Annotated in this window: 18 protein-coding genes and 1 pseudogene; 14 read left to right on the top strand and 5 right to left on the bottom strand. The window is 41.4% G+C overall.

Annotation, left to right across the window (positions count from 1 at the left end; genetic code table 11):
* The first annotated feature begins 28 nt into the window (after window positions 1-28).
* The 4 genes from H8S51_RS16190 (at window position 29) to H8S51_RS16175 (ending at window position 4073) form a co-directional block, all read left to right on the top strand.
* Window positions 29-901, top strand: coding sequence for a 3-hydroxyacyl-CoA dehydrogenase family protein (locus tag H8S51_RS16190; RefSeq protein ID WP_015520873.1), 873 nt, complete (start codon window positions 29-31; stop codon window positions 899-901).
* A gap of 29 nt (window positions 902-930) precedes the next feature.
* On the top strand, window positions 931-2085 hold the full coding sequence (locus tag H8S51_RS16185; protein ID WP_006855164.1) for an acyl-CoA dehydrogenase: 1155 nt from the start codon (window positions 931-933) through the stop codon (window positions 2083-2085).
* Between the two features lie 129 nt (window positions 2086-2214).
* Complete coding sequence (locus tag H8S51_RS16180) at window positions 2215-2997, top strand: electron transfer flavoprotein subunit beta/FixA family protein (RefSeq protein ID WP_006855163.1); 783 nt, start codon at window positions 2215-2217, stop codon at window positions 2995-2997.
* Between the two features lie 26 nt (window positions 2998-3023).
* Window positions 3024-4073 (top strand): electron transfer flavoprotein subunit alpha/FixB family protein, encoded by a 1050-nt coding sequence (locus H8S51_RS16175; RefSeq protein ID WP_117922270.1) that lies wholly within the window; start codon window positions 3024-3026, stop codon window positions 4071-4073.
* A gap of 140 nt (window positions 4074-4213) precedes the next feature.
* On the opposite strand, the gene H8S51_RS16170 is transcribed toward H8S51_RS16175, so the two are convergent.
* Window positions 4214-5560, bottom strand: a complete 1347-nt coding sequence (locus tag H8S51_RS16170) for a metallopeptidase domain-containing protein (protein WP_186900245.1) — start codon at window positions 5558-5560, stop codon at window positions 4214-4216.
* A gap of 196 nt (window positions 5561-5756) precedes the next feature.
* Between H8S51_RS16170 and H8S51_RS16165 the strand changes: the two genes are divergently transcribed.
* The 9 genes from H8S51_RS16165 to H8S51_RS16125 all read left to right on the top strand — a co-directional run bounded on the left by H8S51_RS16165 (window position 5757) and on the right by H8S51_RS16125 (window position 11667).
* Window positions 5757-6221 (top strand): helix-turn-helix domain-containing protein, encoded by a 465-nt coding sequence (locus H8S51_RS16165; protein WP_117922268.1) that lies wholly within the window; start codon window positions 5757-5759, stop codon window positions 6219-6221.
* Window positions 6218-6907, top strand: coding sequence for an IS630 family transposase (locus H8S51_RS16160; protein WP_117922267.1), 690 nt, complete (start codon window positions 6218-6220; stop codon window positions 6905-6907). Before H8S51_RS16165 ends, H8S51_RS16160 begins: the two co-directional genes overlap by 4 nt.
* A gap of 227 nt (window positions 6908-7134) precedes the next feature.
* On the top strand, window positions 7135-7743 hold the full coding sequence (locus H8S51_RS16155) for an ECF transporter S component (RefSeq protein WP_117922266.1): 609 nt from the start codon (window positions 7135-7137) through the stop codon (window positions 7741-7743).
* 112 nt (window positions 7744-7855) lie between these two features.
* Complete coding sequence (locus tag H8S51_RS16150) at window positions 7856-8464, top strand: ECF transporter S component (RefSeq protein ID WP_117922265.1); 609 nt, start codon at window positions 7856-7858, stop codon at window positions 8462-8464.
* A gap of 128 nt (window positions 8465-8592) precedes the next feature.
* Window positions 8593-9021, top strand: coding sequence for an FAD:protein FMN transferase (locus H8S51_RS16145; RefSeq protein ID WP_015520877.1), 429 nt, complete (start codon window positions 8593-8595; stop codon window positions 9019-9021).
* Between the two features lie 175 nt (window positions 9022-9196).
* Window positions 9197-9859, top strand: a complete 663-nt coding sequence (locus H8S51_RS16140) for a DUF4230 domain-containing protein (RefSeq protein WP_186900244.1) — start codon at window positions 9197-9199, stop codon at window positions 9857-9859.
* A gap of 11 nt (window positions 9860-9870) precedes the next feature.
* Window positions 9871-10515: a DUF4230 domain-containing protein gene (locus H8S51_RS16135; RefSeq protein ID WP_241070779.1), complete on the top strand. Its 645-nt coding sequence runs from the start codon at window positions 9871-9873 to the stop codon at window positions 10513-10515.
* A gap of 94 nt (window positions 10516-10609) precedes the next feature.
* On the top strand, window positions 10610-10864 hold the full coding sequence (gene spoIIID / locus H8S51_RS16130; protein ID WP_117922258.1) for a sporulation transcriptional regulator SpoIIID: 255 nt from the start codon (window positions 10610-10612) through the stop codon (window positions 10862-10864).
* A 284-nt stretch (window positions 10865-11148) separates the two neighbouring features.
* On the top strand, window positions 11149-11667 hold the full coding sequence (locus H8S51_RS16125; RefSeq protein WP_186900243.1) for a DUF2798 domain-containing protein: 519 nt from the start codon (window positions 11149-11151) through the stop codon (window positions 11665-11667).
* 29 nt (window positions 11668-11696) lie between these two features.
* On the opposite strand, the gene H8S51_RS18465 is transcribed toward H8S51_RS16125, so the two are convergent.
* Window positions 11697-12140 (bottom strand): putative ABC transporter permease, encoded by a 444-nt coding sequence (locus tag H8S51_RS18465; protein ID WP_256451905.1) that lies wholly within the window; start codon window positions 12138-12140, stop codon window positions 11697-11699.
* Window positions 12043-12342, bottom strand: a complete 300-nt coding sequence (locus H8S51_RS18460; protein ID WP_256451904.1) for a putative ABC transporter permease — start codon at window positions 12340-12342, stop codon at window positions 12043-12045. The genes H8S51_RS18465 and H8S51_RS18460 overlap by 98 nt, the downstream gene beginning before the upstream one ends.
* A 320-nt stretch (window positions 12343-12662) precedes the next feature.
* Here H8S51_RS18460 and guaA point away from each other — a divergent pair, with 320 nt between their 5' ends.
* Window positions 12663-14237 carry a glutamine-hydrolyzing GMP synthase gene (gene guaA / locus H8S51_RS16115; protein WP_117922255.1) on the top strand — a complete coding sequence of 525 codons (1575 nt, stop codon included), beginning with the start codon at window positions 12663-12665 and terminating at the stop codon, window positions 14235-14237.
* A 365-nt stretch (window positions 14238-14602) separates the two neighbouring features.
* On the opposite strand, the pseudogene H8S51_RS16110 reads toward guaA, so the two are convergent.
* Window positions 14603-15649 (bottom strand): annotated as a pseudogene (locus H8S51_RS16110) (site-specific integrase); the annotation flags it as partial.
* A gap of 188 nt (window positions 15650-15837) precedes the next feature.
* Window positions 15838-16422, bottom strand: coding sequence for a helix-turn-helix domain-containing protein (locus H8S51_RS16105; protein WP_186900241.1), 585 nt, complete (start codon window positions 16420-16422; stop codon window positions 15838-15840).
* Window positions 16423-16568 lie beyond the last annotated feature (146 nt).

Genomic DNA, 16568 nt, shown 5'->3' with positions numbered 1-16568 from the left:
ACATAATTATTTTCAGGAGGTAACCGAAATGAAGGTTGGCGTTATTGGTGCAGGAACTATGGGACAGGGCATTGCAAAAGCATTTGCTCAGGTAGAAGGATATGAAGTAGCACTTTGCGATATCAAGCAGGAGTGGGCTGAAGGCGGAAAAGAGAAAATCAAAAAAGGTTATGCAAGATTAGTAGAAAAAGGAAAAATGACACAGGAAGCTGTTGATGGCATCCTTGCAAAAATCACTCCAGGTTTAAAAGAAGACCTTTGCAAAGACTGTGATCTGATCGTAGAGGCAGCTTTCGAGAACATGGAAGTAAAGAAAACTACTTTCAAAGAATTAGACGAGATCGCAAAACCAGATTGTATCTTCGCTTCTAACACATCCAGTCTTTCCATCACAGAGATCGGAAACGGATTAAACCGTCCAATGGTTGGTATGCATTTCTTCAACCCGGCAGACCGTATGAAACTGATCGAGGTTATCGCTGGTGTGAATACTCCGGATGAAACTGTTTCCGCTATTAAGAAAATCTCTGAAGAGATCGGAAAAACTCCGGTACAGGTTAATGAGGCTGCTGGTTTCGTTGTAAACCGTATCTTAATCCCAATGATCAACGAAGCAGCATTCATCAAAATGGAAGGAGTTTCCGATATCGCTGGTATCGATGCAGCTATGAAACTTGGTGCTAATCACCCAATGGGACCGTTAGAGTTAGGTGATTTCATCGGTCTTGATATCTGCCTTGCTATCATGGATGTACTTTACAAAGAGACAGGCGACAGCAAATATCGTGCATGCCCACTGATCCGTAAGATGGTTCGTGGTGGTAACCTTGGAGCAAAGAGCGGCAAGGGATTTTATGTATACAATGCTGATCGTACAAAGACTCCGGTCGATGCTCAGTAAAATAAATATTTATGGAGGAAAATTAGATCATGGATTTCACTTTAGACAAGAAACATGAAATGGCGCGTTCCTTATTCAAGGAATTTGCTGAAACAGAAGTAAAACCGCTTGCACAGGAAACAGATGAGACAGAAGCTTTCCCGGCAGAAACGGTTAAGAAAATGCAGAAATACGGATTCATGGGAATCCCGGTTCCGAAAGAATACGGCGGACAGGGTTGTGATCCTCTTACATACGTTATGTGCGTAGAAGAGTTATCTAAAGTTTGCGCAACCACAGGTGTTGTTGTATCTGCACATACATCTCTCTGCATCGATCCGATCATGACATATGGTACAGAAGAGCAGAAACAGAAATATGTAAAACCACTTGCAACAGGCGAGAAGTTAGGTGCATTCGCATTAACTGAGCCGGGTGCTGGTACTGATGCACAGGGTGCACAGACAAAAGCTGTTTTAGATGGTGACGAGTGGGTATTAAACGGATCAAAATGCTTCATTACCAATGGTAAAGTTGCAGATGTTTATATTGTAATCGCTATCACAAGCATCACAGAGGACAAGAGAGGCAGAAAGAAGAAAAACTTCTCTGCATTTATCGTAGATAAGGGAGCTCCTGGTTTCTCATTCGGAACAAAAGAGAAGAAGATGGGTATCCGTGGATCATCTACTTATGAGCTGATCTTCGAAGACTGCAGAATCCCGAAAGAGAATCTGTTAGGACCGGAAGGAAAAGGTTTCCCGATCGCAATGCATACACTTGATGGTGGACGTATTGGTATCGCTGCTCAGGCACTTGGTATCGCTGAGGGTGCATTAGACAGAGCTATCGCTTATACAAAAGAGAGAAAACAGTTCGGCCGTTCTATCGCACAGCAGCAGAATACACAGTTCAAACTTGCTGATATGGCTGCAAGAATCGAAGCTGCACAGCTTTTAGTTTACAAAGCAGCAATGGCAAAAGCTACCCAGAAAGTATATTCTGTAGAAGCTGCAAAAGCTAAATTATTCGCAGCCGAGACGGCAATGGCAGTTACAACTGAAGTTGTTCAGTTATTCGGTGGATACGGATATATCAGAGAGTATGATGTAGAGCGTATGATGCGTGATGCTAAGATCACAGAGATCTACGAGGGTACAAGCGAAGTACAGCGTATGGTAATTTCAGGTGCATTGTTGAAATAATTGAGAATATCGTAAGCCGAACTTCGCTCGCGAAGTACAACGTATGGTAATCTCCGGTGCATTGTTAAAGTAATTTCGAATCAATCCGCGTAAAATTTAAACATATAAAACATAAGGAGTGGAAAATACATGAATATCGTAGTATGTATTAAACAGGTTCCTGATACAAAGGGCGGCGTTAAGTTCAACCCGGATGGAACGCTTGACAGAGCAGCAATGCTTGCTATCATGAACCCAGATGATAAAGCTGGTCTTGAAGCAGCACTTAGAATCAAAGATGAGACAGGAGCAAAAGTTACAGTTCTTACTATGGGACTTCCAAAGGCTGATGCAGTTCTTCGTGAAGCATTAGCAATGGGTGCTGATGAAGCAGTTCTTGTAACAGACCGCGTATTAGGTGGAGCTGATACATGGGCAACATCAACTACAATCGCTGGTGCACTTCGTAACTTAGACTATGATCTGATCATCACAGGACGTCAGGCTATCGATGGTGATACTGCACAGGTTGGCCCTCAGATCGCTGAGCATCTTGGACTTCCGGTTATCTCTTATGCAGCAGACATCAAAGTAGAGGGTGACTCTGTTGTTGTAAAACGTCAGTACGAAGACAGATATCATGAGTTAAAAGCAAAAATGCCTTGTCTGGTAACTGCTCTTTCTGAATTAAATGAGCCGCGTTACATGACACCAGGCGGAATCTTCGATGCATTTGACAAAGAAGTAACCGTTTGGGGAAGAGCAGACTTAAAGGATGTTGATGATTCTGATCTTGGTTTAAAAGGATCTCCTACTAAAATTGCAAAAGCATCTGATAAAGTTGCAAAGGGTGCTGGTGAGAAAGTAAACCTTGATCCGGCAGAATCCGTAGCATATTTGATCGGCAAATTCAAAGAGAAACACATTATCTAATAAAAAAAGGAAAAGTGGTGAATAACATGGCATTAGAAGAATATAAAGGAGTATTTGTCTTTGCACAGCAGGTAGATAACGTATTAGATGGCGTTGCATTTGAGTTACTTGGAAAAGGCAAAGACTTAGCAAAAGATTTAGGTACAGACGTAACTGCTGTATTAATTGGTTCTGGTGTAAAAGGATTAGCAGATCAGTTAGCTGAGTATGGCGCTGACAGAGTTATCGTAGTAGATGATCCAGAATTAAAAGACTACAGAACAGAGCCGTATGCACATGCATTAGCATCTGTAATCAACGAGTACAAACCAGAAATCATGTTAGTTGGTGCAACTGCTATCGGCCGTGACTTAGGACCTACTGTTTCTGCAAGAGTAAAAACAGGTCTGACAGCAGACTGTACATCTCTTGAGATCGGTGATTTCCCACTGGTTGCTGCACCTGGTAAAGAATCAGAGCAGAAACACAATCAGTTATTAATGACACGTCCTGCATTCGGTGGTAACACAATCGCAACTATCGCCTGCCCGGACAACCGTCCTCAGATGGCAACTGTACGTCCTGGTGTTATGCAGAAGATCGCTCCGATCGCTGGTGCAAAAGCAAACGTTGTAGAATACAATCCGGGATTTACACCAAACAACAGATATGTTGAGATCTTAAATATCGTAAAGGCTGTTAAGAGCACAGCAAACATCATGGAAGCAAAGATCCTTGTTTCCGGTGGTCGTGGAGTTGGTTCCAAAGAGAACTTCAAACTTCTTGAAGATCTTGCAGAGGTACTTGGCGGTACTGTAAGCTGCTCCCGTGCAGTTGTAGAGAATGGCTGGTTACCAGTTGATTTACAGGTAGGTCAGACAGGTAAAACTGTTCGTCCTCAGATCTACTTTGCAATCGGTATTTCCGGAGCAATCCAGCATGTAGCTGGTATGGAAGATTCTGACCTGATCATCGCAATCAACAAAGATGAAGATGCTCCAATCTTCGACGTAGCTGATTACGGTCTGGTTGGTGATCTGAATAAGATCGTTCCTGCTTTAACAGCAGCATTAAAAGCTGAGTTAGGCAACAAATAATATAGGTGGACAACCTGTAAGATAGAAAGCCCGTCTTTCATGTTTGGATTCTGTGAGGAAGCTGACATGGGGGACGGGCTTTTTGTTGGGAGTTGGAGAAAATTTGCGGCTTCTTGTCTGGAGTTGGTGGAAAAAGTTATTTAGTTGTCCGGCAAAATCGTTACGGTACATTTTTTCTGATCCGCAGATACAGAGTCAACCGTGATCGTATACCCGGTATCAATGGTCACCTGTCCGTTGTTGTCATACCAGCCCAAGCCTGTGGCAGTGCCATCAATCACATCACCGTTCCGGTAAAAGCCATTTCCGTCATTGACCAGTCTTAAGATCCGCCTGCCGTTATTGGTGGAATCGTAGACAGGACTGTAGTTATCAGCGGTCAGATAGGGGGCATAGTATTCGTCGTTTGCAAGGGTGGCATCGACGTGATAAATACGAAGTCCGCCGGAAGAAAACATACCGTCATAATTACCATTCGGGGTGATATAGTCAAGGATCATGTATTCTGAAAAATAACTGGAAGCATCAGTGCGCGGTATGATCAGACAGCTTCCCTCTTGGGTATCATCTGTCAGGGTAAATGTCTGTGCAGCTGGAGTGTCAGTCTGCATGGAGGAGTCAGCTAAAGTGATGTCGGTCTTTTTGCTGCCGGGGTGGTAAATCTGTACTTCTGCCGGAAGGTACCATCCGAGCAGCAGCTTTGACAACGGACAAAAATCACCCGCAGCTTCATCCATGCGTTCAATGCCGGCATCCCCAGTCGTAGCTTCAAAATTTTCTTTTAAACCGTATTTATAATAATCCGGGAGTCCCATACAGTGCCCGTATTCGTGGGCGAGTGTTCCGAGATAATAATCCATGGTATCGGCATAAGGCTGTTCATCGCTGATCACATAGTAATTTAATTTTTCGCCATCTAAATCCGGCAGGGTGGAAGTCCACCAGGATGCCGTACAGCCATACCAGAAATCAGCATTGCCTCCGCTTGGAACAGAAAGGCAGAGAGCGTCGATATAGCCATCGCCGTCAGAATCATAATCGGTATAGTCGATCGTATCATTTAAACCGGAAAGAACCTCACGCACCAGCGTTTCGTATCCATCGTTCGTTTTTTCGTAGGATGCGATCGTACCTTTCGCTGTGTAATGAAATACATTTCCGGTCATATGTAGTGATCCGTATGAAGCACGGTCAAAATAACTAGTCAGGCTCTCACAGGGATAAAATTCAGTATTGTCTGTGCCAAACAGATAGGAGGAAATTTCTTCATCGGACAGGCGTCTGTCTGTATCATATTTCGCATCCGCAAAATCGACCACAACATCAAGTGCTCGGACATTGCCTGTCGTCGGCAGAATATCTGAGGCGAGAGCTGTAATCGGTGGCGGCGTCATTGGCGTGTGAAGCTGCCCGTATGCCGACCCCAAAAGCAGGGCACCAAGGCAGATAACCGGAACGGTGTTAAGTACATTTTTTTTCTGTATCATGGTAAAAACTCTTTTCTTATAAATATATGGTTAGCTTTGCACGCAAAAAGCAGAAAGTCAATGGCATTTATTGATAATTAAGGAAACATTAAAAATATAAAAAAGTGGTAGTATACTGTATCATTGATATTTAATTAATTTTATGGTCTGACAAACCGTTTCATGATATATTAAAAAGAAACGGCGGTGATTTTAGATGGCAAGACCAAAAAAATATAATATTTCATTAACGGATGACGAACTCAAGGAACTAAAATCTGTTATGCGTAAAAAGCAAACAACCAAAACTGTTCGAAACAGATGCCAGATTATCATTGATCTAGATGAGGCACACGGTAAAGTTCTTACCCATGCACAGTCTGCCAAAACAAATTGTGTATGTATGGCTACTATCATGAATACTGTAAAGCTTTATTCCGAAAAAGGCATCCAGGGTATCCGTACAATGAACCGGAATGTCAATTCTGATAATGCATGCAGAAAATTTGATGGGCGTGCTGAGGCTCGTATTATTGAAATTGCGTGCAGTCCTGCACCGGAAGGACATTCCCGCTGGACACTCCGTCTGCTGGAAGAACAGGCAAAAATTGTACTTGATGTTCCAGTCAGTAAAGATACCATCGGCAGGGCTTTAAAAAAAATAAACTTCGACCTCACATGAATGATTACTGGTGTATTCCGTCAAAAGAAGATGCTGATTTTGTAGCCTGCATGGAAGATGTCCTTGATGTTTATGAACTCCCATATGACCCGATGTACCCTGTTGTCTGTATGAATGAAAAGCCATACCAGCTTTTGGATGATGTAAGGCAGCCACTGCCTGTTCGTCCGGGTGACAACCAGAAAACGGATTCCGAATATAAGAGGAATGGCACCTGCAGCATATTTGCTTTTGTTGAACCACTTGGCGGCAGACACCATGTGAGTGTCCATGAACACCGTACTGCAATTGACCGGGCAATGGAAATCAAATATCTGTCAGATGAAATGTTTCCAGATGCAAAGAAAATCATACTGGTAATGGACAATCTAAACACCCATAAAGCTGCTTCACTTTATAAAGCATTTCCACCATCAGAAGCAAGAAGGATCATAAAACGACTGGAAATCCACTATACGCCTAAACATGGAAGTTGGCTTGACATGGCAGAAATTGAGCTGAATGTAATGACACGCCAATGTCTTTCGCGTCGAATATCCACCCTTGACAAACTTAAATGTGAGTTATCAGCATGGGAAATGGAACGTAATCGGGATACAGCTAAGATACAGTGGCATTTCCAAACAGGGGATGCACGGGAAAAACTGATATCACTGTATCCGACACTATCATCTGTCACTTTTTAATTAAAGTGGCAGATATACTAAATTTCAATGATACAGTACAGTAGTGCAATTCTGAGGATGGCACAATTTTAGGATTAACGCAATCTAAGATTGCGGAAAATACTGCCAGATGTTATACTTAGTCACGTTGCAGAGATACAGGATGCCGGAAATTTATAATGATTCACAAATGGCTCGTCCTGTGTTTCGTATAAAATTACATAAAAACGAGAAAAGAGGAAGGGACTATGACTCAGAAAAAGTTTTCCACAAAATTTCTTGTGGAAATGGCACTTTTAGTTGCCATCATTCTTATCATGGCTTTTACCCCGCTCGGATACATTAAGACAGTAGGTATAGAAATTACCCTGATCGTTGTTCCGGTGGCGGTAGGAGCTGTTACACTAGGACCAACGGCAGGTGCAATCTTAGGTGGTGTATTTGGATTTGCCAGTTTTTTACGGTGTTTCGGACTAAACGCCTTTGGTGCGACGCTGCTTGGAATTAATCCGTTTCTGGCATTTCTGGTATATGTGCCGACACGTATTCTGGTAGGATGGCTGACCGGATTGATCTATCAGGGACTCAGAAAGACGAAAATCCCATATACTGCATCAATCACGGTCGCAAATTTATGCTGTCCGCTTTTGAATACGACATTGTTTATGGGTATGCTGGTGATTGGTTTTTATCAGACGGAGTATATCCAGTCATTTGTTCAGACACTGGGTGTCAGCAATCCGTTCTGGTTTGTGCTTGCATTTGTGGGAATCAACGGACTTGTTGAAGCGGTTGTATGTTTTGTTGTAGGAACGGCAATTTCTGCAGCTTTGAAAAAGGCACTGAAATACAATTAACAGAATATGTTAAAAACGTTAATGCAGCATTGCGGAAAAGGTGTTCAAGTGCTATACTTAATAACGTTGCATATGAAAAAATTACATATTATTAAGAAAAGAGGAAGAGACTATGACTCAGAAAAAGTTTTCCACAAAGTATCTTGTGGAGATGGCACTTTTAGTTGCTATTATTCTTATCATGGCTTTTACCCCGATCGGATATATCAGAACAGCAGGTCTTGAGATCACGCTGATCGTCGTTCCGGTAGCGGTAGGAGCTGTTACATTAGGACCGGCAGCAGGTGCGATCTTAGGCGGTGTGTTCGGCATTACAAGTTTTATCCAGTGCTTTGGCATGAGTCCGTTTGGTGCAGCACTGCTTGGAATTAACGGTTTTTTGACATTTCTGGTATGCGTACCTACCCGTATTTTGATGGGATGGCTGACAGGTCTGATCTATAAAGGACTTCGCAAAACAAAGCTGCCATCCGGTGCATCTGTTACGATCAGCAACCTTTGCTGTCCATTACTTAACACTACATTTTTTATGGGAATGTTAGTGCTCGGATTTTACAATACAGAATACATCCAGTCATTCGTATCGGCTCTGGGTGCAAAAAATGCATTGCTGTTTATTTTAGCATTTGTCGGTGTGAACGGACTGATTGAAGCAATCGTATGTTTTATCGTAGGAACGGCAATTTCAGCAGCTTTGAAAAAGGCATTAAAATACAATTAAATAAAACATATGACGATATGTAGAAAGATCCCAGTGTTATCCTTAATGGTAACACTGGGATCTTTCTGCTTATAAAAAAAGTGTTGAAGTTTCCTGTTATATAAAATGAGGAAAGCAGCACACAGAAAATGGCAGATGCGCAGAGTCAGCAGGAAAACGAAAGTACACAGGCAAGCAGGGATATATTTGCAATGGATACCTATATGAATGTAACAGCTTATGGTGTTGGTGCAAATGAAGCTGTCCGACGGGCAGAGGAGGAAATAGAACGTCTCGATAGTCTTTTATCTACCGGAGATCAAAATAGTGAGATTTATCAGATCAATCAGAATGGAGGAGGAATCCTTTCGGAGGATACCGCTTATCTTGTGGAACGGTCTTTAGACCTGTACCAGTCAACAAATGGTGCATTTGATATTGCAATATACCCTGTGATGAAAGCATGGGGATTTACAGATGATAATTTCAGGGTGCCGGAGGAAGAAGAATTACAGGAGCTTCTGACATTGTTTAAGGCAAAAGGTGCCGGTAAAAATATCAAGGTTAAAAAAATGTAAGGCGCAGATATATTTTATTGTAAAATGGGGTCTGAATCTGAAAAGATTCAGATCCTTTTTTTGAACTGTAACCAGGCTTCTTCTTTCTTTTATTACAGAAAATATGGTGCTTGTGAGAAAAGAAACCTTATTGTAGAATGGAATGTGTAATTGAACATTTGCGGAGGAAAAAGCGATGCAGCAGAACACAGGCGAAAAAAAGAGCAAAAATAAAGAGAAGAGAACACGGGTGATAAAGATCCGTATCACGGGAGGGGTTATTTTAGCAATTGTGATAGTGTGTGTCATTCTGAAAATTCTGAATGCAGATCCTTCATCTGTTTTCTTAAAAAATACAAAAGATGCAATCATCGGGGAAGAAGGAACGGTAACAACGATTTCAAAAGCGTCATTGGAAAAAGTTTTTGAAATCAGTGAACTTTCCACGGTAGATTATTCCTATAATGCAGTTGCCCGTGCGTATGAGGAGGATGGTGTTACTCCGAAATATTATGTGGCATATGAAGGAACCGTTACTGCAGGAATTGATTTCAGTAAGATTATGATCGATATTGATGAGGATACAAAAATAATCACCATTACCTTGCCGGAGAGCGAAATACAGAATACAACGGTGGATTTTGGTTCAATGGATTATATTTTTGAAAATAAAAAATATGAAACGGAAACTGTATCACAGGAGGCATATGAATTATGTAAAACAGATCTTGCCAGGCGGGCGGCAAAAGAAAATGATCTGATGACATTGGCGAAGGAAAATGCGGTTACTGCGGTAGAAGCGCTGGTTGATCCATGGGTACAACAGATAGACGGGGAATATAAAGTTAATATTAAATAGGGGGGAATGCAATGAGAAAATATAGGATAATAATGATACTATGTGTCATGTCATTGTTTTTAGTTGCATGTACAAATAAAAACGATAAGACAAAAGTGAAAATGGAAGAAACACAAGAAATGGAAACTGCGGCTGTCTTAGAACCGGATCTGGCACAGATCAGATCCATCTGTGATCTTGCAACGCTGGAATGTTATTATCATAATGTGGCTAAGTCCACAAAAGAAAAAGGATCCGGATTGGCACATCTGGGGGAAAAGGAGAGAAAATTCTGGATTGAGTATACAGGAGTTGTCAAGATTGGGATTGAAATGTCAGATGTGAAAATGGATGTAAATGGTACCAGTGTACAAATTACGATTCCCGGAGCAAAAATTTTTCAACCGGAAGTAAAAACAATAGATGTGGATGATTATATTGCAACGTCAGATTCATGGTTTAACAAGAATCAGATCACAGCTGAGGAGCAGACACAGGCAGTAAATGAGGCACAGGATGAAATGGTGGCAGCAGTGGAAAAGAATAAAACGTTATTGGCAGGCGCGCAGGAGCGTGCGAAAACATTGATAGAAAATTATATCACACAGTTGGGGGAAGCTACCGGTGTGGAATATCAGGTTACATGGAAATATGCTGAAAATGGAACAGAAAGGTAAGAAACAATAGGATGCATGTTCTGTAAACATTCTATTGTCATGAACAAAAATTCCCTGCATACAATGTAAAAACAAGTATTGCAGGGGATTTTTTGTGAAAACCTATATTGAGGAAAGAGCTATGGAAATAGCCAGATATATTATTGATAATAATACGACGGTGCGTCAGGCAGCGAAACATTTTGGAATCAGCAAGAGTACGGTACATAAAGATGTCACGGAACGTCTTGCCCAGGTAAATCCGTCGCTTGCGGCAGAAGCACGAAAAGTATTAGATGTCAATAAATCCGAACGTCATATCCGTGGCGGACTCGCAACAAGGGAGAAATATCTGCATCAGCATGCATGAAACGAAAGACATGTTTCAAAAATGAAAGCCATGCTTCATGAAACAAAAAACATATAAAAAAGGAAAGTGCTTCCTACGAAATTATAGGACAGCATTGAAGAAATTGCACAATGAATTTCATGAATTGTATAAAAAATTTGTGAAATTAAAACTATTATAAAAGTGCATATAATACGTTATAATAATCACACGACGTGCAGCAGAGAAAGCGATCGCAAAGATTGCTTTCTCTGCTTTTTTGTCGGGAAAAATAAATATTTTATCAGAACAATGAGGAGAAAAATATGCCAAAGACAAAGTTACAGGAAGTTGTATTTACTATTTTAATGGTGTTCGTGATGGTGTACGCAATGATCTGCTACAATATTTCACTGAACATGGGAGGAATGAGCAATATTGTATTTTTAAATGCATTTCATGAGCTGGTGATCATGGGACCGATCGCATTTATTCTTGACTTTTTCCTTTACGGATCATTGTCAAAAAAACTTGCATTCCGTATTGTGACACCGGGTGTGGACAAGCCGATCATACTAATTCTTGCTATTTCATCAATCACAGTCTGCCTGATGTGTCCGACAATGAGCCTTGCAGCAACACTTTTATTTAAACATGCTGGAAAAGAAGTGATCGCTGTGTGGATTGAGACGACAGCACTGAATTTCCCAATGGCATTTTTCTGGCAGATCTTTTTTGCAGGCCCGTTTGTACGTGCTATTTTCGGAATGATTTTTAAAGAAAAAGAAAATCAGGTTATGGAAGAGGAAAGCGAATATTTAGAAAGTGGAAGTGCCAGAAATTAAAGAGGCAGATGAAGGCGCAAGCCTGCAGATTAAAATGTGATTCCATGCCCGGCATTTGGGAAAATCAGTGCAGCCGCGCAGTCTGCGAGGAATAAAAGTACCAGCATACTGTTGAAGCAGCGTCTGAAACCGGGTGGCAGGGAGAACCAGTATTTTCGGAATATATTAGAAAATACACAGATCCAGAGCATACCTGCGATACCAAATCCGATTGCTGAAAAAAGGCAGATATATCCATGAAAATTGTACGGATAACTGCTGTAATCCCAGTACCGTAAATGGAAAAATGTATTGAGAAGCCATCCGATCACAAGTTCTAAGGCTGTTCCAAGAAGAGCAGTTTTGGTGAATATAGTGATTGGGTGGTATTTTATTTTAGAGCGGAATGTTCTGCCTGATAGATGAGTGGCTCCGGATATTTTTTTGCTGGAATGATGAAAAAAAACAGTAAAAGACCACCGCACCAATCCCATAAACAGGCAGCCATGGACCATAAAAGAAGCCACGGTTGCGAAAAGTATTATCTTTTACAAGAAAAATAAGGGTTTCCCAGAGAAATCCTGAAAAACTTCCCAGAAAGAAGAAGTGGATCAGCAGGGAAATCTTATCCTGTATGGGATTCTGCTCCGGTGCGCAGAGTTTTGAAAAATCCGGAAGATTGGAATGTTTTTTCATATGGATATTATGACCGCAGAAGAAAAGGGATATGTATTTTTGTTTAATAATTCACAGATTTTAAAATGCATCAGACAGATTTTTAGACCAAATTTTTCAGGTACATGTTTTTAAAATTAAGTGATATTTGAATCCAAAATATTTATTTTTTTGATAAAAATGACAAAATCCTGTAATAGAGGGAAAAACGCCTTGTAAACTCTCAAAACGTATCTTATAATAAATATCATTAAAGTCTGTATCAGGGAAGGACATGCTTTAAAAAAGGCATCGTCATAAACGGATGGCAGGCAACGAAAACATCAGGAGGAAGAAGATCAATGGATCATGAGAAAGTAATTGTCATTGATTTTGGCGGTCAGTACAACCAGCTGGTTGCGAGACGTGTCAGAGAATGCAATGTTTACTGTGAGATATATTCCTACAAGACGGATATCGCGCAGATCAAGGCAATGAATCCAAAGGGAATCATTCTTACCGGCGGTCCGAACAGTTGCTATGAGGCTGATTCACCGACCTGTTCGAAAGAATTATTTGAACTTGGCGTGCCGGTTTTAGGACTCTGCTATGGTGCGCAGTTGATGATGCACGTACTTGGAGGAAAAGTGGAAAAGGCACCTGTCCGTGAGTACGGAAAAACCGAGGTTACGGTCGATACTTCATCGCCGTTATTTACAGGCGTATCAGAAAATACGATCTGCTGGATGAGTCATTTTGATTATATTTCAAAGGTTGCACCGGGATTTAATATTGTTGCGCATACGGCAGATTGCCCGGTTGCTGCTGCAGAGAATCAGGAGAAAGGATTATTTGCAATCCAGTTTCATCCGGAAGTGCTTCATACACAGGAAGGTACGAAGATGCTTCACAATTTTGTACGCAGCATCTGTGGCTGTGAGGGAACCTGGAGAATGGACTCTTTTGTGGAGCATACGATTAAAGAGATCCGTGAAAAAGTCGGTGACGGAAAAGTATTACTTGCCTTATCTGGTGGAGTGGATTCTTCTGTTGCAGCAGGTCTGTTGTCCCGTGCAATTGGAAAACAGCTTACCTGTGTATTTGTAGACCATGGCCTTCTTCGTAAAAATGAGGGCGACGAGGTTGAAGCAGTATTCGGACCAAACGGACAGTTTGACCTGAATTTTATCCGTGTCAATGCACAGGAGCGCTATTATAGCAAGCTATCTGGTGTCACAGAGCCGGAGCGGAAACGTAAGATCATCGGTGAGGAATTCATCCGTGTATTCGAAGAAGAGGCAAAGAAGATCGGAGCTGTCGATTTCCTCGCACAGGGAACGATTTACCCGGATGTTGTTGAGAGTGGACTTGGCGGAGAGTCAGCCGTGATCAAATCCCACCACAACGTAGGTGGTCTTCCTGATTTCGTTGATTTCAAAGAAATCATTGAGCCACTCCGTAATCTTTTCAAGGACGAAGTAAGAAAAGCCGGACTTGAACTTGGTATCCCGGAAAAACTTGTTTTCCGTCAGCCATTCCCTGGACCGGGACTTGGCATCCGTATCATCGGTGAGGTTAATGCCGAAAAAGTCAAGATCGTGCAGGATGCTGATGCCATCTACCGGGAGGAAGTGGACAAAGCAGTAGAAGAGTACACTAAAGCAAATGGCAAGGCGCCATCCTGGATGCCGAACCAATACTTTGCGGCACTCACTAACATGCGTTCCGTCGGTGTTATGGGTGATGAGCGTACCTACGACTATGCTGTGGCACTGCGTGCCGTCAATACAGTTGATTTCATGACTGCCGAATCAGCAGAGATTCCGTTTGAGGTGCTCCAGAGAGTTATGAGCCGAATTATTAATGAGGTGAAGGGCGTCAACAGGGTAATGTATGATTTGACGAGTAAGCCACCGGGAACGATTGAGTTTGAATAAGAGCCACAAGTCTTGGAATCCGCTAAACAAGCGGATTCCGAGACTTTTTCTTTTGCTCTGCTACTAATTTGCTACTAATAGCAACTACTCTTTTTCTATCGTTTTCAGTTGGTTGTCATTAACTTTAATAGCAAGAAACCCTGATGACTGCTGGATTTCTTTTATATGATCTTTCTTTGTGGCATCTGGATGATTTTCCCTGATGCGGTATTTGATGGTACTAACGCAGGTCCAAACTGAGGTCGGATTGTTACATCTGAGCCATTGTCTTGAGTCTGAGGCACTTCACATGTGATACCTGCTGCTTCAAGCAGAGGGTTATCAGATGGTGGTTCAGGTGTTGGCGAATCTGTCGCCTGCAATGATTCCAGACTATGCACAAGCTCCTGCTGTTTATGTGGAAACAGATGAGAGTATGTGTTAAGTGTTGTGGATACTTTCTCGTGTCCGAGCCGGTCTGCTAACATCAGCGCATCACAGCCCTGATTAATAAGTAAGCTGGCGTGCGAATGCCTGATATCGTGGATTCGTATCTTCTTTACACCTGTGTTTTTGCAACCTCTTATCAACTCGTGTGAGAGATATGATTTTGTTATCGGGAACAGCCTTTCATCTGCGTCAAGCATATACCTTGACTGGATATAGTCTGATAGCTCCTGGCAGAGAAAATCCGGAATCGGAATCTTTCGCTTACTTTTTCTTGTCTTAGGTGATGTAAATACATCTTTTCCTTCTATCCGCTGATATGTTCTGTTGATGGATATTGTCTTGTTATCAAGGTCAATATCAGCAGGTGATAGAGCAAGCAGTTCACCTTCTCGCATACCAGTCCAGTACAGGACTTCAAAGCATATATACGATAGCGACTTGTCTTTTACACCCTCACGGAAAGCAATATATTCATCGTAAGTCCAGTAATCCATTTCCTCAGCCTTTGCTTTTCCAATGGTGCCTGCCTTGCCGCAGGGATTGGTGTTAAGGTCATAGAAACGCTTGGCGTAATTGATGATGCTGTTAAGTTCCGTGTTAATCTTTTTCAGATAGGTCTGGGAGTAATTATTCGGCGAACTCATAAGCTTCGCCTGCCATCTTCGTACATCAGAGGCTTTGATTTCATTTATCGGCTTGCTACCGAAGAATGGAAGAATATGCGTCTGTAGTACTGCCTTTTTTGTCAGAAGAGTTGACTGCTTAAGTCTTGCAGCCATATCCTCCATATAAATTTCATAAAGGTTTTGAAATGTCATGTCAGGATTGGCAGACTGCTTTTCCAGAAAATCCCTTTCAAATCCTAAGGCTTCCTTTTTGGTGGCAAAGCCTCTTTTCCACTTCTGTTTTTTGATTCCCTGCCAGTTCGTATAATAGAACTTGGCGAACCATTTACCAGTTTTTTCATCTTTGTAAGCTGGCATAAATATCATCTCCTTTTTGTAAAATTGTTGTGCAATCATCAAAAGGCTATGATATAATCTACTTGTTCAGGGTGATTATAAAGCCTTCGGGTCAATCACTTACATAGCTTCGGTTATTCCTTTTGCGAGAAGGAGTGTGCCGGAGCTTTTTCTTTACTAAAGGTGTAAGTCTGCAATTATTCAGTTTTTTAATCGGCTTCATTACCCAGTCTGGAATCCTTATAATATGCCAACATATCTGATTTCCATGAATCAAACTTTTCTTTTGAAATTTTTCCTGTCTGAAGCATATTCTTCTTTGCTATCCAGTTTTCCATAAAGAGACAGAAGTCTGCATCATATTTTCCATTGCCTTTGCCATTAACCTTGATCCCGGCAGTCCATTCAGGATTTTCAGGAGGTTTGGTGTTGGTCAGCTCAAATGAAAAATCAGTAAGTTCAGTTATGGCAAAGAGAGCATTGATTACATCTGACATAGTGTGGAATTCATATGCCGGATATTCAGCGGTCGTATTATCTTTTGGAGTATTAGTATCTTTTGCAAATAAAAGCTCCTGCAATGGAACGTTTAATTCATTAGCAATCTGTTTTAAAACATCTATCTTTAACAGTATTTCACCAGATTCATATTTCTGGATAGTACGTTCTGATTTTCCCAGACGCTGTGCAAACTCCTTTTGCGTGATCTTTTGTGCTCTGCGCTGCTTCTGTATTGCCTTTCCGATTTCTTCTGAAGAGGACATAGTAAGTTTAATCGAATCAGAGTAAGCCATTCTGTTCACCTTCCTTTATATAAAATAGTCCGTTGTAAAGATACGTATTAGGTTGATATTAAATGAAATACGTATCAGTAAGTGACTTGTTTATGATTGTACGATTACTTTATCATAAATAAAAACGAATTGCAAATGCGTAATTA

This window comes from Roseburia rectibacter, from assembly GCF_014287515.2.
Taxonomy (GTDB): domain Bacteria; phylum Bacillota; class Clostridia; order Lachnospirales; family Lachnospiraceae; genus Roseburia; species Roseburia rectibacter.
This window is presented reverse-complemented; position numbering and strand designations above follow the sequence as displayed.